The 23,005-nt window shown below is 44.3% G+C and carries 23 protein-coding genes; 10 read left to right on the top strand and 13 right to left on the bottom strand.

Annotated features, from left to right (window positions below):
* Nucleotides 1-64: 64 nt before the first annotated feature.
* The 4 genes from UB51_RS24000 to UB51_RS24015 form a co-directional block, all read right to left on the bottom strand.
* A complete protein-coding gene (locus UB51_RS24000; protein WP_044879470.1) occupies nucleotides 65-1,354 on the bottom strand; it encodes an MBL fold metallo-hydrolase in 1,290 nt (429 codons plus the stop codon).
* Between the two features lie 3 nt (nucleotides 1,355-1,357).
* Complete coding sequence (locus UB51_RS24005; RefSeq protein ID WP_144407062.1) at nucleotides 1,358-3,028, bottom strand: ABC transporter permease; 1,671 nt, start codon at nucleotides 3,026-3,028, stop codon at nucleotides 1,358-1,360.
* Nucleotides 3,029-3,071: 43 nt separating this feature from the next.
* Nucleotides 3,072-4,142 carry an ABC transporter substrate-binding protein gene (locus UB51_RS24010; protein WP_044879472.1) on the bottom strand — a complete coding sequence of 357 codons (1,071 nt, stop codon included), beginning with the start codon at nucleotides 4,140-4,142 and terminating at the stop codon, nucleotides 3,072-3,074.
* Between the two features lie 78 nt (nucleotides 4,143-4,220).
* Nucleotides 4,221-5,195 carry an ABC transporter ATP-binding protein gene (locus UB51_RS24015; protein ID WP_044879473.1) on the bottom strand — a complete coding sequence of 325 codons (975 nt, stop codon included), beginning with the start codon at nucleotides 5,193-5,195 and terminating at the stop codon, nucleotides 4,221-4,223.
* A gap of 180 nt (nucleotides 5,196-5,375) precedes the next feature.
* On the opposite strand from UB51_RS24015, the gene UB51_RS24020 reads away from it, so the two are divergent.
* Nucleotides 5,376-6,299 carry a LysR family transcriptional regulator gene (locus tag UB51_RS24020; RefSeq protein WP_044879474.1) on the top strand — a complete coding sequence of 308 codons (924 nt, stop codon included), beginning with the start codon at nucleotides 5,376-5,378 and terminating at the stop codon, nucleotides 6,297-6,299.
* Between the two features lie 88 nt (nucleotides 6,300-6,387).
* A complete protein-coding gene (locus tag UB51_RS24025) occupies nucleotides 6,388-7,251 on the top strand; it encodes a hypothetical protein (protein WP_044879475.1) in 864 nt (287 codons plus the stop codon).
* A 265-nt stretch (nucleotides 7,252-7,516) separates the two neighbouring features.
* Here the strand turns inward: UB51_RS24025 and UB51_RS24030 are convergent, their stop codons facing one another.
* From UB51_RS24030 to UB51_RS24055, 5 genes are all read right to left on the bottom strand, one after another.
* The gene (locus UB51_RS24030) at nucleotides 7,517-9,271 is read right to left on the bottom strand and encodes an alpha-glycosidase (RefSeq protein WP_044879476.1); all 1,755 of its coding nucleotides are present in this window, start codon (nucleotides 9,269-9,271) and stop codon (nucleotides 7,517-7,519) included.
* Nucleotides 9,272-9,452: 181 nt separating this feature from the next.
* Complete coding sequence (locus UB51_RS24035; protein WP_044879477.1) at nucleotides 9,453-10,409, bottom strand: L-lactate dehydrogenase; 957 nt, start codon at nucleotides 10,407-10,409, stop codon at nucleotides 9,453-9,455.
* Between the two features lie 242 nt (nucleotides 10,410-10,651).
* Nucleotides 10,652-11,131 (bottom strand): CcdC family protein, encoded by a 480-nt coding sequence (locus tag UB51_RS24045; protein WP_044879479.1) that lies wholly within the window; start codon nucleotides 11,129-11,131, stop codon nucleotides 10,652-10,654.
* A gap of 128 nt (nucleotides 11,132-11,259) precedes the next feature.
* Nucleotides 11,260-11,820, bottom strand: a complete 561-nt coding sequence (locus UB51_RS24050) for a TetR/AcrR family transcriptional regulator (protein WP_044879480.1) — start codon at nucleotides 11,818-11,820, stop codon at nucleotides 11,260-11,262.
* Complete coding sequence (locus UB51_RS24055; protein ID WP_044879481.1) at nucleotides 11,820-12,536, bottom strand: MBL fold metallo-hydrolase; 717 nt, start codon at nucleotides 12,534-12,536, stop codon at nucleotides 11,820-11,822. Before UB51_RS24055 ends, UB51_RS24050 begins: the two co-directional genes overlap by 1 nt.
* 199 nt (nucleotides 12,537-12,735) lie before the next feature.
* Here UB51_RS24055 and UB51_RS24060 point away from each other — a divergent pair, with 199 nt between their 5' ends.
* The 6 genes from UB51_RS24060 (at nucleotide 12,736) to UB51_RS24085 (ending at nucleotide 18,034) form a co-directional block, all read left to right on the top strand.
* Nucleotides 12,736-13,158 (top strand): RrF2 family transcriptional regulator, encoded by a 423-nt coding sequence (locus UB51_RS24060; RefSeq protein WP_044879482.1) that lies wholly within the window; start codon nucleotides 12,736-12,738, stop codon nucleotides 13,156-13,158.
* Between the two features lie 197 nt (nucleotides 13,159-13,355).
* Nucleotides 13,356-14,402, top strand: a complete 1,047-nt coding sequence (locus UB51_RS24065; protein WP_044879483.1) for a lactonase family protein — start codon at nucleotides 13,356-13,358, stop codon at nucleotides 14,400-14,402.
* Between the two features lie 278 nt (nucleotides 14,403-14,680).
* Nucleotides 14,681-15,754, top strand: coding sequence for a sulfate ABC transporter substrate-binding protein (locus tag UB51_RS24070; protein WP_044879484.1), 1,074 nt, complete (start codon nucleotides 14,681-14,683; stop codon nucleotides 15,752-15,754).
* 91 nt (nucleotides 15,755-15,845) lie between these two features.
* Entirely contained in the window at nucleotides 15,846-16,679 is an 834-nt protein-coding gene (cysT, locus tag UB51_RS24075; protein ID WP_044879485.1) for a sulfate ABC transporter permease subunit CysT, read from the top strand.
* 137 nt (nucleotides 16,680-16,816) lie between these two features.
* Complete coding sequence (cysW, locus tag UB51_RS24080) at nucleotides 16,817-17,677, top strand: sulfate ABC transporter permease subunit CysW (protein ID WP_044879486.1); 861 nt, start codon at nucleotides 16,817-16,819, stop codon at nucleotides 17,675-17,677.
* A gap of 132 nt (nucleotides 17,678-17,809) precedes the next feature.
* Entirely contained in the window at nucleotides 17,810-18,034 is a 225-nt protein-coding gene (locus tag UB51_RS24085) for a YezD family protein (protein ID WP_044879487.1), read from the top strand.
* A 129-nt stretch (nucleotides 18,035-18,163) separates the two neighbouring features.
* On the opposite strand, the gene UB51_RS24090 is transcribed toward UB51_RS24085, so the two are convergent.
* Both UB51_RS24090 and UB51_RS24095 read right to left on the bottom strand, forming a co-directional pair.
* Nucleotides 18,164-19,090, bottom strand: a complete 927-nt coding sequence (locus UB51_RS24090; protein ID WP_052676060.1) for a hypothetical protein — start codon at nucleotides 19,088-19,090, stop codon at nucleotides 18,164-18,166.
* A gap of 103 nt (nucleotides 19,091-19,193) precedes the next feature.
* Entirely contained in the window at nucleotides 19,194-19,499 is a 306-nt protein-coding gene (locus UB51_RS24095) for a hypothetical protein (RefSeq protein ID WP_044879488.1), read from the bottom strand.
* A gap of 216 nt (nucleotides 19,500-19,715) precedes the next feature.
* On the opposite strand from UB51_RS24095, the gene UB51_RS24100 reads away from it, so the two are divergent.
* The gene (locus UB51_RS24100; protein WP_044879489.1) at nucleotides 19,716-20,348 is read left to right on the top strand and encodes an NAD(P)-dependent oxidoreductase; all 633 of its coding nucleotides are present in this window, start codon (nucleotides 19,716-19,718) and stop codon (nucleotides 20,346-20,348) included.
* Between the two features lie 77 nt (nucleotides 20,349-20,425).
* Here the strand turns inward: UB51_RS24100 and UB51_RS24105 are convergent, their stop codons facing one another.
* Nucleotides 20,426-20,875, bottom strand: coding sequence for a hypothetical protein (locus UB51_RS24105; RefSeq protein WP_044879490.1), 450 nt, complete (start codon nucleotides 20,873-20,875; stop codon nucleotides 20,426-20,428).
* Between the two features lie 267 nt (nucleotides 20,876-21,142).
* On the opposite strand from UB51_RS24105, the gene UB51_RS24110 reads away from it, so the two are divergent.
* A complete protein-coding gene (locus UB51_RS24110; RefSeq protein WP_044879491.1) occupies nucleotides 21,143-21,349 on the top strand; it encodes a hypothetical protein in 207 nt (68 codons plus the stop codon).
* A gap of 152 nt (nucleotides 21,350-21,501) precedes the next feature.
* Here the strand turns inward: UB51_RS24110 and serS are convergent, their stop codons facing one another.
* Complete coding sequence (gene serS / locus UB51_RS24115) at nucleotides 21,502-22,779, bottom strand: serine--tRNA ligase (RefSeq protein ID WP_044879492.1); 1,278 nt, start codon at nucleotides 22,777-22,779, stop codon at nucleotides 21,502-21,504.
* Between the last annotated feature and the right edge of the window lie 226 nt (nucleotides 22,780-23,005).

Raw genomic sequence — 23,005 nt, forward strand, 5'->3', positions numbered from 1 at the left:
CAAATAATTGACGCGTTTTTTGTTAAAAAGATGTCTATACACTATTTCAGGCCTTATATCGACTTCAAAAGGGCAGTGTCTCCCCAGGACAGAGCGAATGAAGCATGTGATGGCCTTCATGCCGTAGCACAGTGAGCAAACGGTCAGTGCGCGTCTTGGAGGCATGTGCAAGAACTGTCGCTCTGCTCGGCACCCACTCAAGCATGTTTCGAACATCGGGCAAACCTTGATGAACCTTATACCGGACATGGTGTACCTGAGCGCCAATGCTATTTTTCCTCAGCAGCAACTCGCCATAGGAGCCAGCAGCCAAATGACCCGTCATAAGGATAGTATTATACGTTGAGTTGGCTAGTCGCTTATAGTACCATTGCGCGGTTTCAGATTGCATCATACCGTCATCGGTGAAAATAATCGCCCCTTCTGATCGGGAAAGCGCCTGTTCGCGTTCCCCTTCTTCAGCAACAATGTGCAGCCTGCCGCAGGCAAGCAGCGCTTCGATACGTGCAAGCGCATTGTCATGCAGCCAGTCTGGCATAGCCGCAAGCTGATGAAGCTGCTCCATCAGTACTTGCTCCACAATAAGATCTGCTTCAGGGAAGATCTCGCTCGCCCACACCAGTAGCTCCTGGCCCCGACCATAGGTAGGGACGGGATAGAGCACAGTACCGTTATGCCGCAGTGTCTCTCTGGTTACTTTTTCAAGCTCCATTAGTCCGACGGCCTGAGAATCTGGGTCAGCGCCATAAGCTGCATCAATAATTGCCAAATCTGCGTAGGCTTGCTGCTGCGCCCCCTGCAAAAGCACAGGACGATCAGCAGCAAGCAAGCCGGACTCCTCTGTGTAATCCCCCGAAAAGTAGATCAGTTTGCCAGCCCAGTTTAGTACAAACCACACCGAGCCGGGAAGATGGCCACTGCGGCCCCATTTCATCCTCAAGCCGGGGAACACCTCGATCCAATCTCCCGCAGCAGATTTATCCTCCAGAAACACGTAATCAATAGCATCAATATGCCGGTCATCATAAGGCAGATCGATTGATTGAGAACGGGCATAGCGATTCCATGTTTGAAAATACAACGGGAGTTGTTGTGCTGTTGCGCGGGTTGTCCATACCTGTCCCTTAAATCCATGTTTATATAATAATGGGATGGCCATCGAATGATCCTCATGGGCATGGGACAGAAACACCGCCTTAAGGTGAGGTAGCACCTCTTCACCTATGAGCGGATACTGGCCCCCGCGCTCTTTTTTTCCTCCGCAATCCAGTAATAAGGCCTGATCTTCATGCTGTAATAAATAACTGGAGCGGCCGTGTTCTCCGGCCCCTCCCCAAATGGTTAAATGCGTCATAAGCTATTCCACTTTCTGTTTAGAACTAATATAAGACATTGCAAGTAGCAGTGCGGTCGTTATTCCGACGGAAATAACCGCCATAGCCATTCCCATGGATACTGCACCCTGTTCAAATTGGGCGAAGATATATGTCGCTGAGGTCTTCATCCCGGGTGGTAAAATTAGCAAGGATGCCACCAGCTCGCGATTAGATATCGTAAAGGTCATCATCCATCCTGCCAGCATTCCTGGCAGCAAAAGCGGAAGTAAAATTCTCCTTAGCACATATAGCTTGCGTCCGCCGAATACATGGCCCGCTTGCAGTAGCATAGGATCGATTTGTCCATAGCTGGATTTTACGTATTGAACGGTATAGGGAAGGAATAGAATGACATAGGTCAGCACCACCATGCCGTACGTATTATACAGCGGAATAGGCATCCATTTGGCATTCCACAGCAGAATCAATCCCACGACAATGACGATGCCGGGTACTGTATTAGGCAACAAGCTGAACAGGTCAACCAGCTTCTGTCCCGGCGTGCGGGAGCGCTGTACGGTCAGCGCCAACCAGGTACCTAGCACAACTGCAATTGTGGATGCAACGATCGACAAGCCAAAGCTGTTCAACAGTGCATTCAGGCTTTCCGACCCCGGAGCCAGTAAATCAGCGTAATGCTGCAGCGTAAGATTGCCCCAAGCGAGCCCTTCGCCGCGTAGCTTGAGTAGCGAGGCTGTAATAATTGAGAAATACGGAACTCCAATCGAAGCCAACAGTAGCAGGCCGATATAGAACCAGCATACGAAACCTCTCCAATTCTTAACGGAAGCGTATTTGCTGACCGTACCCTTGCCACCGACTAGACGATACGAATAACGGCTACTGATAACGCTCTGGATATACCACATGACCAAACAAGAGGCGAGTAGAACAGAAGCAAGCGAGGTTGCCTTGCCGAAGTCAATCGGCCAACTTGAAATGTATTTATGAATTTCCGACGTCATGACATAAAAGCCGATTTTGCGGCCAAAGGTTGCGGGCGTACCGAATTCCGCAATCGTCTTGACGAAGATTAACAAGGCGCCCATGACATAGCTCGACAGAAGCAAAGGCAGAATGATTCGTCTAATACGGTAAAAAAATCCCCCACCATGCACAGCTGCCGCTTCCTCCATGTTCCCGCTAATTTGGAGAAGCGAATTGCGAAGCAACAAATACAGGAAAGGAAACAGATGTAGGCTCATAATGGTAACCATCCCCCAGAAGCTGAAGAACGCAGGGGTCAGAGCCGAAGCAGCTGGGATGAATTGTTCCATATAACCATTGGTCTGCATAAAAAGCATCCATCCCATTGAACCAATGTAGGGAGGAGTCATGAACGGAATGAGTAGCACAATATCGAGCCACTTATGACGGCGCAGTTCCGTCTTCGCCATAATCCAGGCCAGCGGAAACGCAAGTACTGTTGTGGCCGCAATGACACACAGCCCCAGCCAGATGGAATTGAACAGTACCTGACTTACCTCACTCTGCATAATATTGCGCAGCGGCGCCTGCAAATCAAAATTCTGGTCAGGATACAGGCTCGTCCAAAAAATCATCATCAGTGGTGCCAGCACCAGCATGCCAAGTAGCAGCAGTGCCAGCACTAGCCAGATCCATGTATACGATCTGAAAGAATTGGTTTGCATTGTCGTACCACCCATCTAAGCCCGAACCGCCGGGCGGCTCGTCTTACTTGAACAATTGTGTGAATTTCGTTGTAACACTGTCGCTATTTTCATTCATCCACTGCCAGTTCACATTGAATGTGGCTATCTCACTGGTATTAGCGCGATCCTTCGCCTCAACATCTGAGCGACCGGGTAGTAAGTATGCGTCAGCCACCAGCTTTTGCGCCTCATCTGAAATGAGGTAATCAATAAATGCTTTGGCATTGTCGCTGTTTTTGCTCGTCTTCATAATAGCTGCTGGGCGCGGGCTGATAACACTCCCTTCCTTCGGGTAAACAATATCAATAGGCTCTCCTGCGGCCTTCGCTTTATAAGCCATATAGTCGACACCAGCCGCGACAACGGATTTGGCACCTGTAATAACCGGGTCTAGTGCTTCCTGATTAGCGCCAGCCATCGCCACACCGTTCTGTTTATAGCTGTCAAAGAGTGTCCAGCCGTTCTCGCCTACATCGCTCAGATAACCTGAGATGAAATCCAGTGCGGAGCCGGACAAGGATGGATCAGGGATGTTCACTTTCCCCTTCCATTCTGGCTTGGCTAAATCCTCCCACGAAGTAGGGGGAGTCTGAACGAGCTTTGTATTATAGACAATGCCAAGTGCAGACGCGCTATAGCTGAAATAATGTCCGTCTTTATCAGACCAGTCCGTAATTAGCTTGTCCGCGTTGGCAGCCTCCGGGTAGCCTAAGAGCATGCCATCTTGATTGAGACCTTGCATCGCCGGCAGTGAAGCAAGTACAACGACATCAACGGCTGGATTTGATTTCTCAGCCTCCATACGGGCGAGTATTTTTCCGGTTGTTCCCTGAAACATCTCTACTTTAACGCCTGTTTTGGCCTCGAAGCCCTCTTTGATCTTATTGGCTAAGCCTTCCGGTCCCGCGCTGTAGACGGCTAGAGTGCCGCTCAGTTTCTTATCGGTATCTTGCGGCTCCACGGGTGCTGATACTGAATTTGCTGGCGCTGTTTCTGCAGTTTTTGCATTGTTCCCCGCTGCTCCACAACCGACTAAACCTATTCCCATACATACAGTTAAAGCAAGCATCATACCTTGTTTGGCTATTCTCATTTGTATTGCCTCCTATTCATAGTGTGCCGCCTGTTCAGGCTGGCGTGATTCAGAGCTTTCATTAACGAGTCGAATGGCTTATAACACAACATCATGTACATGCTGTGGAGATACATATACCTGCATCGTCTCACCGATTGACAACCGGGAAGGAGAGTACGCTGTCCATATTCCAAGATCCTGATGCATGTCCAGCTCAACTTCGTAGCGGTCTCCCATATAGCTAGCATGGCGTAATGTACCCTCAAAGCGATGATCAGCGGTGTTCTCCTCCCTCCAGCGGATATGCTCGGGTCGAACCATTTGTTTATCCTTCATCAGCCAATTCGATTTACCTATGAACTGGGCGACGAAGGGATGGGCTGGGGCGTTGTAGATACGCTCAGGCGTCCCACGCTGCAATATTTCTCCTTCTTTCAACACCACAACCTCATCTGACATGCTCATTGCTTCTGTCTGGTCATGTGTGACATAGAGCGCCGTAACACCAATCTCCTTGACTAAATGCAACAGCTCTGCCCGCATCTCATCACGCAGCATAGCATCAAGGGCGCTGAGCGGCTCATCGAACAGCACGAGCTGTGGCTTCATTATGATCGCTCTGGCAAATGCCACTCGCTGCTGCTGCCCACCAGAGAGCTGATGCGGGAACCGCTTTTCCATACCCTCCAGCCGCACGGTTTTCAGCGCATGAAGCACGGACTCCCTTAAGCCGTTTTTCTTTCTGGCTGCGCGCAGGCCAAAAGCGACATTTTCGAAAATCGTCATGTGCGGCCAGAGCGCAAAGTCCTGAAATACCATCCCGAAATGGCGCTGGTGAGCCGGCTTATTGATTCGCTGCGCCTTCGAATAATAGCACTCTCCATCCACATGAATTTCGCCTGCGTCGGGTGTTTCAAGTCCAGCTAACATCCGAAGCAGCGTTGTCTTGCCACAACCGGAAGGGCCGAGCAGCGTAGTGAAGCTACCTTTGGCAATCGTTAGGCTTGAAGGCCGCAGCGCCTGAACTGAACCAAAGGATTTTTCTAAAAGACGGATAGTGATATCTCCCATTTTTGTTAACCTGCCTATTCTTTAAGCTTGTTATCAGTCTTGCTTTCAGTATAGCGGTGAACTATTTGTCCTTTATTCGAGCAATGTAAATGAAACATTAACTTTTTAGTGGATTTGCTTTAACATTCATCGAATTTTTCTATGCTACAGTGGATAAAATGGAATTGGAGGCGTTAACGCATGAATTTGCTGAAATTAAAAATCGTCGAGCTCCTGGAAAATCATAAGAAAATCACAGCTGTCGCAAACGTACTAGAGCTAAAGCAGCCGACCATCACCTATCATATGAAAAAGCTGGAGCAGGATATGGGCGTCAAACTGTTTGAATCGCGTGGGGACAAGACTTTCTTGACCGCGCCAGGACGGGCTCTGCTCCATTACGCCTCCCGCATCAACAAGCTAGCGCAGGAGGCCGAGCGTGTTGTGAAGGAATATGGAAGCCTTGCCAGAGGGAATCTCACCATTGGAGCCAGCTATGTTCCAGCCACCTATGTGTTGCCGGAGGTACTGAGTGATTTCTCCAAAGCGAATCCCGGTATTGAATTATCGGTACTGGTCAAGCCGGCGCCTATTATTAAAGAGAAGCTTTGGAATCACGAGATCGACTTGGGGATTATCTCCTCTGAGCCCTTTGAGAAACCTTTCTTATCGACGCACAGCCTCTGCGAGGATGAGCTGGTTGTTATTTTTTCGCCTGATCATCATTTGGCTTCCTATGAGGTGCTCAATCCTGGCTTGATAGCGACGGCTAATTTTGTGCTTCATGGTAAAGACTCAAGTACGAGGGAAATGACGGCGAGGTGGTTGGATAATCACCGGGTGGGTCTGATTGGCCCCATTGAGTTGGATTCGATTGAAGCCATCAAGCAGACTGTGCAGCAGGGCGGACACATCGCCTTTATCTCAGGTCTGGCTGTTCAAGAAGAGGTCAGGCAGGGGCGCCTACTCATGCGACAAATACCGAATGCCAATTTCCATCGTTCCATCTATTGCTGTTATAACAAGGATCGCTTTGACTCCCGATTGACTGAGAAATTTATTGATACACTGCATAGAGACTTTAAAAATTCTCATCTCTCATCTATTAATTATTGGTATAATTAACTAAATCAGTTAGTTTGTTTGATCTCTTCATGACAATGGACCTCTAGAGTAGTACTTGTAATCCCATTCTTGAATAGGAGTTGAGAGCATGAAGCATTGGTTGGCAAAAGCAAGTGCAGTGTTCCTGAGTGCGACGCTATTGGTATCAGTATTACAGGCAAGTGAGACGGTTCAGGCAAAGGGTCAGGAGGCTAACATGGTTCCATCCTACGAGGTCAAGTTACTGCTGGATTCTACGCAAGTATTGGATGGAAATCACTCATTGACTCCTGCTATCCAGTCCGAATTCAGTCTATCCAGTCCCAAGCAGGTTAATGTCGAGTACTTTGATACCAATAACCTGAATCTCGATGCACAGGGGTGGAATGTGCGTTTTCGAAAAAAAGAGAATAAAGACAACTACGAGCTAAACTACAAAAAGCGGTATGCGATTCAAAATGAGGATATCCAAGCGGCTCTGACTCTTGCGAATAGCGAAGGGTTTGATATTACGGATGATAATTATGAGGCTGAAGTAGATTGGGGATATGGCAAGCAAACCTTAAGCATATCACTAGACAAAAAGGTCAGCACTTCATTAAATGGCGCCTTAGGACTTCCGTCAGAAGCAGTTGCTCGTGGAATGCTGCTGGACAAGTTGCCCGGCAAGCTGAAAGACTGGAGCTCCAGCAATTGGGGGAAGACACAGCTCCAAAATTCTCGTGCTTACGGTCCTGTGCTTGCCAGTAAATACGAAGGTAGCTGGAACGGACTTGAGGTAGATGTGGAGATATGGCCTATACGTGATGCAGCGGGAACAGGCGTTGAACGAATTGTAGAAATATCGTTCAAAACGGCGGATTATAACGACGCCAGCACTAACCGCACAGCACTCATTAACAGCTTGAACGATAAGGGCTGGCTCGTTCCAGCAGATGGGTTGAAAACCCAATTGATGCTGAACCGCTATTAAACCCAGCTCCATGGAAATGCTATTGAGTAAAATCAATCATTAGGTTAATACGAAGAGACGGGGGTTGTAGGGCGATTTCCCCTACAATCCCCGTCTCGCGTAAGGCTCTGTGATTTCATACTCATATCATCAGCTCACTAAGCAAAGTGAAGTGGACTGAACTGGTTAGGTGCCGATTACACTTCCGTGATGATAGGAAGTGTGATCGGCTTTTTTCATTAGATTTCAGTCTCGCCTATTGATTGACGTCAGAACTCCGCGTGAATCAGAATGTCTTTCCTTCGCTCCTAAGTATCAAGTATCCGTAAGGAGGCAGTTCAGCTTGGAGAGATCCATTCTGAGACGTTAATACTTCACCAGAGTAGATATTTTCCCACGTTGTTACTGTCACGGGTACTTCAATGGATTGTTCAGCATCACTATTATTCATGAGAATAATGATGTGATCTGTATCATCCTCACGTGAATAGCCTAATAGGGTACAGTCTGCCTCTGCAGACAGGAAACGGAATGTGCCTGTCCGTAACGCGCTATAGCGTAGGCGGATCTGGATTAGATCTTGATAGAAGGTGAACAAATCCTGATTCTGCTTATCAGGTTCCCATTCCATACATTTCCGGCAGTCAGGATCATGTCCACCTGTAAGTCCTATTTCATCACCATAGTAAATACATGGTGTACCAGGAAAGGTGAATAGGAATACAACAGCTAGCTTCATTTTACGTATATCTTCATTGCACAGTGTAATTAGGCGAGCTGTATCATGGCTATCGAGTAAGTTAAAGGCGACTTCATTTGCTTGACGTGGGTAGCGGGATAACTGCTTTCCGATGGCGTGTGAGAAACCTTCAGCATCCGTAGAACCTTCTACGAAGAAATCAAGCGTAGCATGGGTAAAAGGATAATTCATGACGGCATCAAATTGATCACCTTGCAGCCAACTTGAAGATTCATGCCATATTTCACCTAGAATATATGCATTGGGATTTGCTTTTTTAACAACTTGTCGGAATTCTCTCCAGAACTGATGGTCTACCTCATTGGCTACATCTAGCCGCCACCCGTCGATGCCAACTTCCTTAATCCAATATTCCGCCACATGAAGAAGGTAGGCTTTGACCTCTGGATTCTCGGTATTAAGCTTTGGCATCAATGGCTCAAAAGCGAAGGTATCATAACTTGGAATGCCATTCTCTACATGAATCGGGAATTTGGAAATATGGAACCAATCCTTGTAACGAGAGGATTCACCATTCTCCTGCACATCCACGAATGGGGCGAATGTTCTTCCGGAATGGTTGAATACGGCATCCATAAGTATGCGTATTCCTCGTTCATGACAGAGGGCTACTAACTTCTTCAATAGGTCAACATCACCGAATTGGGGATCGACTTGAAGATAATCCTCAGTATCGTATTTATGGTTAGTCGTTGCGGTAAATAACGGTGTGAAATAGAGAGCATTGATACCAAGGTTACTAAGATAGTCGATGTGATCGATGACCCCTTGTAAATCACCGCCAAAGAAATTATCTCGTTGCGGCGTTCCTCCCCACGGAAGTGTGCCTTCAGGGTTAATGCTAGGATCACCATTGGCGAACCGTTCAGGAAAAATTTGATAGAATATGGCATCCTTGACCCAATCAGGTGTCTTGAACACATCAATGGGGTTTATGTATGGGTATTCGAATAGTCGATCAGGGTTTGGGGGAGCATTATTCAGAAATGTATATTCTGTCATCCAACATTTTTCTTCGTTCTTCTGTAGTACAAAACCATACTTTAATCGACGATAGGGTGGTGTAACCTCACATTCCCAGTAATCGAACAATTCATCGGAAGTTAGAAGGGTCATAGGAAGGTATTCCATCGTATGATCCCAAGCATATTTATCCCCAGTCATGGCGGATACGGTAGAGACATCGTTCTTTTTGGTACGGATTCTGAGATGGATTGTGGTGCCATTATAGGCGTAACACCAATTTTGTTGTGGACGGTGATACACGGCTTCTAGAAACATATTATGACCTCCTTGATGTGAAGAAAAAAAAGGGCACAACACAAGACTATAAATAGTCGAGGTTGTACCTTTCGTTAACGGTAACATTGCCTTTAAATTATAAATAATGATCATTTGTAAATATACCATTTATTTCTTAAGTTTGACAACAAAATTAATCTAAGTTGCCAAGAGACTTAACTTAATGATATACAGTTAATCCGTTGATATTATCGCGGATAATGTCACAAGAAGTGTTGAACAAATAGGATTCCTCTTCGTTCAATTGCAACTCCACAATTTCCTGAATCCCTTCACTGCTAATAATGGCTGGAACACCGATACATACATTAGACTGCCCATACTCTCCATCAAGTACAGCAGAAACCGCAATAATTTTATGATCATCGTTGAGAATGGATCTTGTAATGAACGCAAGTGCGCTGCCAATTCCGAAATGGGTAGAACCTTTACGGGTGAAAATCTCCCAACCTGCATCTTTGGTTTTCTTGGCAATATCTACGAGGTCTAGATTCTGAAATCGTTCCCGGTGCTGAGCTAAAATATGCAGAATAGGCTTTCCGCCAATAGTAACGTGCGACCACGCTACGAATTGAGACTCGCCATGTTCCCCCATGGCATAGCCATTCACACTGCGGGGGTCGATGGAGAATACATCTGATAGTAGTGTCTTAAGACGTGAGGAATCAATGGAGGTTCCAGTACCAATGACCTTGTGACGTGGGAATCCAGAAATTTTCCACACCATGTAAGATACAATATCTACGGGATTGGCAGCAATGACAAAAATGCCATCAAAGCCACTTTTTATAATAGGAGTAACAATTTCCTTCGTTATAATAGCAGCTTCATCTAGCAGGTCTAGCCGTGTCTGCCCTGGTTTCGGATTAGCTCCGGCTGCAATGATAATAACATTCATGTCCCCACAGTCGACGTAGGTTCCGGCATATACCTTGGTACGGGTGTGTGTGAATTCCATGCAATGCGATAAATCCATGGCTTGGGCAAGAGCACGGTCATAGGTGCGATCAACCATCATGATCTCATCACATATGGACTGATTAATCATAGAATAAGCACAGCTTGAGCCAACCATGCCAGAACCTATAATGGCAACTTTTCTAGATTTAGCCTTCATTTTACATCAATCCCTCCATAAATTGAGTATTTACGTACGACATTTTTTGTATAAGGGATGGAAGACCGCTTATTGTGGTCTATTGGATAGGTGAAAACCTCGAAAGAGCGAAAGGTTGTATCGTCTTAGGTGTTATGGATGAATGGATAAGGGAATTGGCAGTAGTAGAAGCTTATTCAATCATGAGGCCCTACCTTGAGTGGATCAAGGTAGAGTTGGTGATGAGAGTAGGAATGTTCATGTTAGTTACGGGTCAACTGCTTAAATTCTTTGTACATAAATAGACGCCACCGTAATATCATTCCAAAAGCTAATAAAAAGAACAGAGCTCCAGATTGTGCAATGGAAACGTGTTGTTCAATAACTTGATGGAGTGCTGTACGAATAACGAGCAGGCCGAATAGTATCACTATGAAACTTCGAGAACGCTCCGCGTAGATCAAATCCTCAATTTTTTTAAAGTGAGTACTACGAATAAGTGGGTAAGAGAATATAAACCAGCCCACTATGAATGAAACGAGAGCCCACCATAAGGGGATATGCGTCACAGGTACAACAAACATCAAGAAGCCTGTTGACATTCCTAGCGGGGGAATAATGATTTTCTTAATGGTCACAGGTTTGTTGCTAGCTTTTAGTCTAATGAATATAGTTAGCAGTGCGAGAACGATAGCACCAATGGTACTACCTAGTTGAAGATATGAGGGACTAATGTTAGGCAAGTTCTAAACCCCTCTCTATAATAATTTACAATTTGAAGTATATTTATTATAACACACTGTTGAAGACATTCAATTGAAGACTGCTGTAACTCATTATTACCTCAATAGAAGGGGGTTATCCCTGTTCTCTAATGCTTCAGCCCTTGAAGAAAAGTATCGATCATATAGTGTAGACTTTCATCCCGGTCGATACTCATACGGAAGCCGTCGTTCTGCTCAAGTGAAGCGAATCCGTGCAGAAGACTTCGTAAACCACGGACACTATGAATAGTCTGAACTTCTCCCAATTGAAAAGGTTCTAATACACGTATAATCATTTCAACCAAAGCATTGCCTGCTTCTTCTAAGTCCGAACTAGTTATAGATTGAGGGCGATAAACAGCTTCATAAAGACCAGGATGGAGTCTGGCAAATTTAACATAGCTAATTGCGAGACTACGTGCCGCTTCATTACCTGATTTACCGATGACTGCATCAATCATCATGTGCCGAAGTTGTTGTAATCCATACACGGCAAGGTCGACTCGGAGTCCGGGTAAACCATCGATGTGATTATATAACGAAGGGGAGCGTATACTTAGTTTCTCTGCGAGCGCGGAGAGTGTTAGGGTCTCTAAGCCGTGCTTATCGGCAAGCTCTGTTGCAGCAGCTAATATAATGTTGCGATCCAATCCCATTTTTTTTACCATTATGATTTCTCCTTCAGAGCAGCTTGTGCTTTCGTAATAGCTAGTTGTATAGCATGAGTAGGATTTTGTATAACGAGTCCATGGCCTACAGCAAGCCAAGTTGGTTCTAGTAGTGCTAGACGTCTAGCGCTTTCTAGTGCAATTGATTTATTCCATGTTGCGAGTGCTGGAAACGGAAATAGGGGATTCAGATGACCAGAGACCGCTAAGCCGCCGCGTGTCTGGAAGGCATCTCCGGCAATAAGTATATTACTGCGAGTATCCATGAATGCCATATGTCCAGGTGTATGGCCGGGGGAGGCAATAGCTTGTAATGAGCCTATGCGGTCATCGTCCCCTAGTAAAAAATCTGGTGTAGTCTTAATGTTGGTGGGTATATCTCCACGTATCTTAGTCTGTGGTTCATGAGCTTCAAGGTCCAAGTTTCCTGAGAGTAGGGCTTGATCACGCCGTGAAATATATACCTTCGAGTCAGGTAAAGCTGTCTTAAGAACATCAAGAGCCCCGACATGATCGCCATGAGCATGAGTTAGAACAATCCGGACAATCGGTTTACCTAGGTCAGACGCAGCTCTAAGTATTCCATTCTTACTAAAAGACATACCCGTATCAATCAGTGTTAACCCATCCTCTTCTTCTATAAGGTACACATTGATTGGAAATAGACGCGGAAGAAAGGAAATCTGATGTACTTTTCCTATCGATATTACTCGCATAGTAATCCTCCTAAATTTAAACTAATGTAGTTAGTATAATAACTAATGTTATTAGTTTTGTCAATGAGGCTTGTGATTATAGTTAAGGACCTATCCTTCATAAGGACTCATTTTTGTAGGATATGAGGTTACATATCGTAAGTATACTTGACATAAAAAACTGTTATATATATATTTACAGATGAGAGGGAGCGATGTAATGAATAGTGAATTTAATATTGCCGTCCATTGTTTAACCCTACTTAGTTTAAAAAAAGACCATATGGCGAACAGTGATGATATTGCGAAAAGTGTCTGTACACATCCTGCTCGTATCCGTAAAGTACTTGGGTTGCTTCGCAAACAAGGTTATGTCACGACAAAGGAAGGTGTTGGTGGAGGCTACTTGCTAAACATCAACAGTGATGAATTAACACTTGGCGATTTGTATCGATTGCTTGCGCGAGGTTCGCTACAACCGAATTGGTGTTCCGGTGGTGGAGAAGCCGCTTGTGTAGTATCTGAACACATCCAAGAGGTAATGGAACAAATCTATGATAGTGGAGAATTGGTGTTAGAACGTCATTACGATAGCATCACTTTAGCTGATGTAACTCGTGATATTCAAGCAGGTCCTAAATAAGATGATGGTTCTCTTTAACCCGGTGAAAACCGGGTTATTTTAGTTATACTGACATACGTTAATTGTCATTGTACATATATAATTAATGAATTATATTTAACGGTGAGGATAGGGGGGTATGAAGTCGGTTTGATATGTGGATTCTTAAATGGGGTAATAAATAATTTAAATAACCAAATAATAGGAGTGATTTTAATATGAATATGCATAATGAGACATTATTTTATACGGCTAATTCAACGTCGAGAGAAGAGAAAGGTATTTATGTGTGTGCTCTAAATGGAAATGACGGTTCTATGCGTATTGTAAGTACGATCGCTGGTATCGCAAGTTGCTCCTACCTGACTCTTAATTCAGCAGGGGATCGATTGTACGCAGTAAGTGAAGTGTCGGAGGGTGAAGTCCTAGTCTATTCGGTTGATAAGAAGACGGGTGAACTTCATCAGATAGATCGTAAGCCAACAGAAGGAGCCGATCCTTGCTATATTAGCCTTTCTAAGGATGAAAAGTTTGTATTCGTTTCCAACTATTCAGGGGGGCAGGTTAATGTATTCCGTCTTGGGAACGACGGCACATTGGATGAAATGTCATCCCTAGTTGTACATACGGGATCAAGCATAGACCCGGAGCGACAGGAAGCGGCGCATCCTCATTCTGTTTTTGCAGATACTTCAGGTCAGTATGTTATGGTCTGTGACCTTGGATTAGATCAGATTGTAATCTACCGCCTTGAAGATGGCATTCTAGTCACACATCATGAAGTGGATCTTCCGCCAGGATCAGGTCCTCGTCACTTTGATTTTCACCCTGATAAGAAATGGGGGTATGTTGTGAATGAGCTTAATAATACAATTACCGTATGTGCATATAACGAGACGTCCGCAGATTTGAGAATATTGCAAAGTATCTCTTCACTCCCATCAGATTATCAAGGAATCAGTTATGTATCGGACATTCATATATCTGCTTGTGGTCGCTTCTTATATGTTTCGAATCGTGGATTTGACAGCATAGGTCTCTTTTTGATTGATCCTGATACAGGTGGACTTGAGGCTGTGGAATGGGTATCCACTCGTGGAGTAACACCACGGAATTTTGCGATTTCACCTTCCGGGCATATTATTGTAGCTAATCAGAATAGTGCGAACGTGATATCGTTCTCAGTGGACTCCGATACAGGGTGTCTGACAGAGACGGGGTTCAACCTTCAAATACCTAAACCAATGTGCATTCAACCTGTGTAATCTCAATAATCAAGCGAAAATGAAATCAATTTGAATCATGAATAAAAAAAGGTTTGACAGTTAAGCCAATGCTCATTACAATAACGACATACCTAACTAAACAGGTAGGAATAATAAAATAATTGTTCTTACCGTACAGACGGAGGAATATCATCACTTGTAAGCTGCACACACGAATCTCTTGGAGATCGGTGTGACAGCTGGAGTTGATGTATTCCTTCGTCTATTTGTTGTTCCCAGACTTGCAGGGTAGAGAAGAATGACTAGGGGTGAAGAGGATGAAAAAGGGGATAAAACAAGGGGTTTTGATGGCTGTAGTACTACTGATGACTGCGGCGATGGCTGCATGCGGAAACAAGACAACAGAGACTAAGGTTACGGGAACTACGAATACAACAGGGACAGAACAACTGAAAGATGTAGAGTTACTAAATGTATCTTATGATCCGACACGGGAGCTTTACGAGCAATATAATAAGGCGTTCACCGCTTATTGGCAGAAGGAAAAGGGACAGAAGGTTACGATTAAGCAATCTCACGGCGGTTCTGGCAAGCAGAGTAGATCCGTTATTGATGGGCTTGAAGCGGATGTAGTGACACTGGCACTTGGATATGATATTGATGCCCTTCAGGATAAAGGTCTCATTAGTGAGGGCTGGGAGAGCAAGTTCGAGTTGAATAGCTCACCCTACACATCGACTATTGTGTTCTTAGTCCGTAAGGGGAATCCCAAGAATATTAAGGACTGGTCGGATTTAATTAAAGACGGTGTGGAAGTCATCACGCCTAACCCTAAAACTTCAGGTGGAGCGCGTTGGAACTATCTTGCTGCATGGGGATATGCTCTGAAGCAGAACAACAATGATGAAGCGAAAGCTCAGGAATTTCTAAAGGCATTGTTCGCTCATGTTCCTGTTTTAGATACGGGTGCACGTGGATCTACGACGACTTTTGTTGAACGGGGAATCGGGGATGTGTTGATTGCATGGGAGAATGAAGCCATTCTATCTGTCAAAGAATTAGGTCCTGATAAATTTGATGTTGTATATCCTCCATTGAGTATATTGGCAGAACCTCCGGTAGCCATAGTAGATAAGGTGGTTGATAAACGGGGGACACGTGAGGTGTCTGAAGCTTATTTGAAGTATTTGTATAGTGAAGAAGGGCAGACCATTGCTGCTGATAATTTCTATCGTCCAACACTGGGTAGTATTAAAGAGAAATTTAAGGATTCCTTTCCTGACATTGAACTTTTCACGCTAAAAGATGTATTTGGAACCTGGAGAGAAACGCAAGAGAAGCATTTCAATGATGGTGGAGTGTTTGATCAGATTTACGTACCAGGAAACTAGAACGAGAATGATCTAAAGTCATCGCGCTTTAGATCATTCTACATAGCTGATCGGTTCATTAAACCGAAGGCAAGGAGAGGATGAAAGGACCATGAGTCAAGTCAAGAATATCCAGCGTAAAGTAATTCCTGGGTTTGGGATTACGATGGGGTTTAGCGTCTTTTATTTAAGCTTGGTTGTATTGCTCCCCTTGACGGCGCTAATCTTCAATTCTACAGGACTTACATGGGATAAATTCTGGCATGTGGCGACGGATCCTCGTGTGCTCGCATCTTATCGTGTTAGCTTCACAACTTCAGCGGTAGCCGCATTATTGGATACTGTGCTTGGACTCCTTCTAGCTTGGGTATTAGTACGATACAACTTTCCAGGAAAGGCGCTGTTTGATGCGTTGATTGATCTACCATTTGCATTACCTACTGCGGTAGCTGGTATATCACTAACTGCGTTATATGCACAGAATGGATGGATTGGCTCTATGTTAGAGCCACTTGGCATTAAGGTGGCATTCACACCGATTGGGATTACAATTGCGTTGATGTTCATTGGCATACCGTTCGTTGTACGGACAGTACAGCCTGTACTACAGGATATGGAGAAGGATGCTGAGGAAGCCGCTGCTATGCTGGGGGCCGGACGTTTTCGTACTTTTCGTAAAGTGCTGCTTCCTGAGCTAGTACCCCCATTGATCACAGGTTTTGCTCTAGCTTTTGCCCGGGGAATTGGAGAATATGGCTCTGTCGTATTTATCTCAGGTAATATGCCGATGAGAACAGAAATTGCGCCTTTGTTAATTATGGCGAAGCTAGAACAATATGATTACGCCGGTGCTACAGCCGTAGCGATGATTCTGCTCTTCATTTCATTCTTATTACTTCTCATGATTAACTCATTCCAAAGATGGACCCGCCGAGCCTCTCGCTAATAAGGTAGACTAGATAGAATGAACTAAAGACGAACCCTCATATTCATGATCTTTACTAGAATTTATAGAGTTTAAACTTTAGTTCAATCTATATAGATGATTTGGATAATACACTTGAACAAAAAGGAGAATTTCATATGGCGGGTTCTGTACCTTTAATGATACCACCACGAAAGGCGACTTCCCCTTCGGCAACTACAGAAGCGGTGTGGGTCAAATGGTTATTGATTGGATGTGCCATCTTAGTACTTCTCTGGTTAATTGTGCTACCGCTTGTCATTGTTATTACGGAGGCACTCAAACGAGGTTGGTCGGTATATGCGATGGCATTAACGGACCCCGATGCTTTATCTGCTTTGAAGCTAACCTTATGGGTTGCTTTAATTACGGTACCTCTTAATACCGTATTCGGGGTGGCTGCAGCATGGGCAATTACGAAATTTAAATTCCGAGGTAAAGGACTATTCATGACTCTGATTGATCTTCCATTCGCAGTCTCGCCCGTTATTGGTGGATTGGTCTATGTACTGGTGTTTGGTGCACAGGGATGGCTCGGGCCATGGTTGTCTGACCATGATATCAAAATTATATTTGCTGTTCCTGGAATTATCTTGGCAACATTGTTCATCACTTTTCCTTTTGTAGCGAGAGAACTGATTCCTCTGATGGAGGATCAAGGGGTACAGGAAGAAGAGGCCGCGGTGACGCTAGGCGCACATGGTTGGCAGATCTTCTGGAAAGTTACTTTACCCAACATCAAGTGGGGCTTGCTCTACGGGATTATTCTGTGTAATGCAAGGGCCATGGGGGAGTTCGGGGCTGTCTCCGTTGTATCGGGACATATACGTGGAGAGACGAATACATTACCTTTACACGTGGAGATTCTTTATAACGAATATCAGTTCTCTGCATCCTTTGCGGTGGCGTCATTATTACTATTGCTTGCGATGGTTACTTTATTGTTAAAAAGCTGGTTTTCACGGCAAAATGATCGTTGACATCTCTTTTAGGAGCATGATACATTTAATTCACACTAAATTAACTGGAAAAGAAGGAATATAAAGGGTTGTTGTAAAGGAAGTAGCAAAATCATGAAGGAATTATGAATTGGGGAGAGGGAGGCGATCATCTTGGCAAAACCACTTAAGGTAGATGAGGTATGGATAGCGCGCATTACTGATCTTCTAAATAATATGGAATTTGGCTCACTACAGATTGTGGTGCACGAAGGTCAAATTGTTCAAATGGAACGAACGGATCGCAAACGTTTTGAGAACACATCTTCTGGGTCTGTTAAGTCTAATGAAGTCTCGCGCATCGCATCCCCACATTTTAGGAAATCTAGTTCAAGGTAATTAGCGATGAATAACAAATAGCCTCAGGTGTTCATGTGAAGCTCTCCTTTTGAGAAGAAGAGACAGGACACTCGAGGCTATTTCTAATGACTACACGAAATGTGTAATATATTAAAGGAGCCTTTGATGTTATTCTGTGTTGTTTCGGTCATTCTTGGAACTAGAAAGGATGCGATCTGAACGTGAACCGGGAACAGATAGAGGATCTTCCTCTTGAATTAAAGGAGTTGCTTCCGTAAGTGAAAGATCACGACCTGCATAAGGTCTCTCTCGGCGGGAACGATTAGGGGTAAACCTAAAGCCTGCTAAATATAGGATGAGCTGAGCAGCTAGAATATAAGGGGCGATAAATAATCCTAGCATATGAAACAGCGCAACCGCAGAGATTAATATACATAATAGAGTATATATAACACGATAGGATGTGCGTTTAGTATCCCTCAATGCAAGGTACAGTGAGAAGGTGGCTACAAGGCAAGAGACAAAGCGAACCCAAGCATGAATGGTTTCCCAGGGAAAAGAACCCGAGTTAACTGAGACCTTAAGAACTTGATACAGTTGAAAACTCCAGAGAAGAACGGCTATAGCTGTTGCGAAGGGTACGGCTGGCTTCAGTAATAGCCAGAAGCTTAGTCCCCAACTAGGATTATCTAGCTTTCGTAAAAGAGTACTTTGTTCCTCAATTCTACGATTGACCTCACGCTCTAATGATTTATATAGTAGTTGAAGCCGAGATTCATCTCGTTCTCTTATGTAAGCGTCGATCTGTTCTTGTAAATCACGTGTTAATAGAGGTGCTGCTTTACATTCCTGTAGTAGTGAAATTAGATGACTTAAATCGTCAGGGTCTAGAGTATTCTTAGTTGTTATTTCGCTGAGCGGACCCGTTACGCGGCTGTATAGTAGCAAAGATTGCTGAAGTCGTTCTAAACGCTCCTTGCTAGCTGTTCTCAGTTGCACAGCGGTGCGTATATACATCCATATAAACAGAACGACAGCGAAACCTATAACCATAACGCCTTCTATTGAGCTTATATATGTGGTGATAAGGGACAACCTCGATCCCTCCTTCATTTTTCTTTCTCCACTATTGCACAAGCAACGTGAATATTCAAGGCGGCGAAGGTTACAGAGATCGAGGTTGATACGGATAGAGGGTCTAATACCTTGGTTTGCTTCGCAATGAAATAGCCTCAATGAGTAGCACTAGTGCTGTGATAGCATGCATAATCCAACCTATAACAGGAATAATGCCCACTAAGGAAGTTATGACACCGAGCCCATTACCAATGATGGAATGCCGATCTTTCAGGAGCGACACAATGGCGATCACATGGAGTATGAGCGCCGCAATGAGTGGCGTCCAGCCATATGACAGGATGAATCCTCCTCCAATCAGAGGGATGGCAAAGAACGCTTCGACAGCAAACGTGATCCATTTCAATAGCCTAGACGTATTGGACATTCGTGAACACCTACCTTTCTACTTGTTATATACATATATGTATAACCCATTCTAAGGTGTTTATGAACATGTTAACATGTTATATCGAAAAGAAAGTTTAGCATGAGGGTGTAACCACAGGCCTACGGTGGTAAAATAACTTGAACCATTAATAAATTTGGATAGAATGGATTGCATCTAGATAGAATGAACTAACTATGAAAAGAGGACTTAGAATTGAAGATTGTATTGTTTGGAGCCAATGGGAACATTGGTCAGCGTATAGTACGTGAAGCACTGAATAGAAGGTTTGAAGTGACAGCTGTTGTACGTGATGCTAAGAAATGGACAGAACAACACGATAACTTGCGAGTGATCGAGGGGGATATTATGAATCCGGATTCGGTTGCCTCTATCTCTGAAGGTCATGAAGCTGTTGTTAGTGCCTATGGACCTTCCTTTGGTGGAGAAGAAGAACTCTTGGAGGCCGCTAGATCCCTAGTAGAAGGCGTTCGCCGGGCTGGAGTACCACGACTGCTTGTTGTAGGTGGGGCAGGAAGCTTGGAAGTATCACCAGGACTTCAATTGATGGATACACCTGACTTCCCCGAGGAGTATCGGCCATTGGCTATCGCACATGCTGAAGCTCTGCGTATATATACCGAATCAGACTTGGATTGGACGTATCTTAGTCCAGCAGCAACGATAGAATCCGGACGTCGTACGGGGCAATTCCGCATTGGAACAGACAAGTTAGTGCTAGATGAAGCAGATAGAAGCTATATTTCAATTCAAGACTTTGCAGCTGCAATGATTGATGAAGTGGAAGATCCTTATTTCTCACGTACTCGATTTACGGTGGCTTATTAAATATTTAAGATGATAGCCAAATATCGGGATTTTCTTTCGCAGGATGCCGCAACCGATCTCGCGTCATATAACCCTTCTTATAGTAATATCTGACCAAGTATAGGAATAAGCCATGCCATGAAGGGAGTCAGAAGAGATTCCCGAGGTATGGCTATTATGCCTGCGTAGAATATGAGGATGCAGCCTATTCCCATTACACCGCCGAACCATGGATTACCAACCTGATTTATAAACAGGTAGAACCCTGTTAGAAATCCTAGTACCGTATATAGGACTGCCAGACTTATCTTCGATAAAGAAGAGAATCTGGCATATATAATGTCACCGAGGAAAGAAGCAATCATAATACATCCGTAGATCCAGTGTTCCGGAGAAAGGGGGAGAATGACTGGTTCTAGTACAAGTGCATGTAGAACGTTAAAGAATAGCAACAACGTGAAGTAAGCAAGTCCTGCACAAGCTAGCTTATGCAATACATACCTTCCAATTTCTATTCGCCACATCATAGGGTATTGTTTAGCTCTCATTATAAGCCTCTCCTTCTGATTGCAGGGGTCATGATATCAGCATAATCGAGCACCTAAGAAAAGGTTCCTCATGAATTGATTTCACGATAATGTCACAAGAATGACACTGATATAGAGCGCTACACATTACCAAATGTTGTTAAATATGATATTATGAAAGCGTAACCAAAACTTGGCAGGCAAGACCTTGCTATATCCTTCAGTTCCTACGGATGGATGATTGTTTGCAAGGTAGATGCTTGCAAACATCCGAGGAGGGATAGCGTTATGTATGAAGGATTTCTAGAAATGCAAAGAGTGGTCACTCAAATTCAATATTCAAGCACCAAGTTTCAGGAAGATGGAGCATACCAAAGAATTGAGTATGGAACAGAACGAAATGTACATGCAACGGATATGATGGAAGAAATTGAAGAACTATCGAATGCAACGTCATTCGGAACACCGAAGGGTTTCAGATGGTGGAGACATTAAGCTGAATTTCGTAAGATTTCTAATATTATTTAGAGATTGGATCATATGTACCTCTGAGATCTACTTTAAATGAAGAACTGAAAGACCCTTCACACCCACTGAATGAGTGGTTATGAAGGGTCTTAATTATGTTTAGTATTGTGGGGTCATGGTTACAGCTTAAGTTGTTCAATTCCGCCCATATAAGGACGAAGAGCTTTAGGGATATAAATGGATCCGTCTTCACGCTGATGGTTCTCGAGTAGAGGGATCAGGATACGCGGCGAAGCCACGGCAGTGTTGTTAAGTGTATGACAGAATTCTAGCTTGCCATTATCGTCTCTGTATCGAATATTAGACCTTCTCGCTTGGAAATCATGCACATTTGAAGATGAATGTGTCTCTCCATAGGCCTGACGGCTAGGCATCCATGTCTCTATATCATATTGTTTGTACGTTTTTTGCGACATGTCTCCGGTGCATACAGCCATTACCCGATAAGGAAGTTCTAGTAATGTAAGAATTTCTTCGGCATGGCTTGTGATTTCCTGTAAAATTTGCTCCGATAGGATAGGGTCATTGGGGCATAGGACAACCTGTTCTACCTTAGCGAATTGATGTACGCGATACAAGCCACGAACATCTCTTCCAGCCGATCCGATTTCTCTACGGAAGCATGTAGATACCCCTGCTAATTTAATCGGCTCTGTGACATCTACAATCTCGTCGCTATAGTATGATACGAGCGATACCTCAGAAGTACCCACTAGCCACTTATTCTCATCTACTAATTCATACGTCTGATCCTCCCCTATGGGGAAGAATCCTGTTCGTCTTAATGCTTCGGGTCTAACCATTACGGGTACATCCATGGGTGTGAATCCGTAAGATGTTAATAGATCTAGCGCTAAGCGTTGTACAGCTAGGTGAAGGAAAAGACCCGCACCTTTGAGAAAATAGTTCCGACTTCCTGCAGTCTTAACGCCACGGGGAATATCAATCAGATCATGTAATTCACCTAAAGTAACATGATCTTTGGCCTCAAAAGTAAATTCAGGTGGCACGCCGTAGCTTCGGATTTCCACATTATCTGAATCGTTCTTTCCAAGCGGTGTGTCGGGAGAAACAACGTTAGGTACAGCGAGCAGTAGTTCGTTACATCGACGGTCGGCGTCTGCCCATGCTATATCTGCGATGGTGAGTCGGTCGTTAATTATTTTTACTTGTTGTTTGATCGGTTCGGCGGCTTGAAGATCACCTTGTTGCATATGTGATGCAATGGTCTGCGTCAAGCGGTTACGATCTGCTCTTAACGTCTCTGTCTTCTGGAGAAGTTCACGTCGCTTGACGTCCCACTCCAATAACTCAGAGATCGAGATCTCCATGTGTTTGTGATGTACTGTTTCCTGTATTAACTCTGCATTTTCTCTAATGAACCGAATATCTAACATGTCCGCAAGCTCCTTTGTCTATAAAAATACAAAAAACGCCCTCATCCTTTGGGACGAGGAGCGTCTGCTCGCGGTGCCACCCAACTTGATGAAATCTGACATGATTGCCAAATTTCAATCCTCTTGGTTCCGTGATAACGGACGGATGCCGGTTAACTTAGAGAGCTTAGAGTCTTGCTCCGATCGCAAACGCCTCACAGTTGGATTCTGATCATAGGCGCAATAG

Origin of the sequence: Paenibacillus sp. IHBB 10380 (genome assembly GCF_000949425.1) — a bacterium.
Classification (GTDB): Bacteria; Bacillota; Bacilli; order Paenibacillales; family Paenibacillaceae; genus Paenibacillus_AQ.

Coding starts and splice junctions, on each gene's coding strand:
- UB51_RS24095 (WP_044879488.1), bottom strand. CDS start 19,499: ATGTCCAATACGTCTAGGCTATTGAAATGGATCACGTTTGCTGTCGAA.
- UB51_RS24025 (WP_044879475.1), top strand. CDS start 6,388: ATGAAGCATTGGTTGGCAAAAGCAAGTGCAGTGTTCCTGAGTGCGACG.
- UB51_RS24050 (WP_044879480.1), bottom strand. CDS start 11,820: ATGGTAAAAAAAATGGGATTGGATCGCAACATTATATTAGCTGCTGCA.
- UB51_RS24000 (WP_044879470.1), bottom strand. CDS start 1,354: ATGACGCATTTAACCATTTGGGGAGGGGCCGGAGAACACGGCCGCTCC.
- UB51_RS24110 (WP_044879491.1), top strand. CDS start 21,143: ATGTATGAAGGATTTCTAGAAATGCAAAGAGTGGTCACTCAAATTCAA.
- UB51_RS24055 (WP_044879481.1), bottom strand. CDS start 12,536: ATGCGAGTAATATCGATAGGAAAAGTACATCAGATTTCCTTTCTTCCG.
- cysT (WP_044879485.1), top strand. CDS start 15,846: ATGAGTCAAGTCAAGAATATCCAGCGTAAAGTAATTCCTGGGTTTGGG.
- UB51_RS24105 (WP_044879490.1), bottom strand. CDS start 20,875: ATGAGAGCTAAACAATACCCTATGATGTGGCGAATAGAAATTGGAAGG.
- UB51_RS24020 (WP_044879474.1), top strand. CDS start 5,376: ATGAATTTGCTGAAATTAAAAATCGTCGAGCTCCTGGAAAATCATAAG.
- UB51_RS24030 (WP_044879476.1), bottom strand. CDS start 9,271: ATGTTTCTAGAAGCCGTGTATCACCGTCCACAACAAAATTGGTGTTAC.
- UB51_RS24010 (WP_044879472.1), bottom strand. CDS start 4,142: ATGAGAATAGCCAAACAAGGTATGATGCTTGCTTTAACTGTATGTATG.
- serS (WP_044879492.1), bottom strand. CDS start 22,779: ATGTTAGATATTCGGTTCATTAGAGAAAATGCAGAGTTAATACAGGAA.
- UB51_RS24060 (WP_044879482.1), top strand. CDS start 12,736: ATGAATAGTGAATTTAATATTGCCGTCCATTGTTTAACCCTACTTAGT.
- UB51_RS24065 (WP_044879483.1), top strand. CDS start 13,356: ATGAATATGCATAATGAGACATTATTTTATACGGCTAATTCAACGTCG.
- cysW (WP_044879486.1), top strand. CDS start 16,817: ATGGCGGGTTCTGTACCTTTAATGATACCACCACGAAAGGCGACTTCC.
- UB51_RS24015 (WP_044879473.1), bottom strand. CDS start 5,195: ATGGGAGATATCACTATCCGTCTTTTAGAAAAATCCTTTGGTTCAGTT.
- UB51_RS24070 (WP_044879484.1), top strand. CDS start 14,681: ATGAAAAAGGGGATAAAACAAGGGGTTTTGATGGCTGTAGTACTACTG.
- UB51_RS24005 (WP_144407062.1), bottom strand. CDS start 3,028: ATGCAAACCAATTCTTTCAGATCGTATACATGGATCTGGCTAGTGCTG.
- UB51_RS24035 (WP_044879477.1), bottom strand. CDS start 10,409: ATGAAGGCTAAATCTAGAAAAGTTGCCATTATAGGTTCTGGCATGGTT.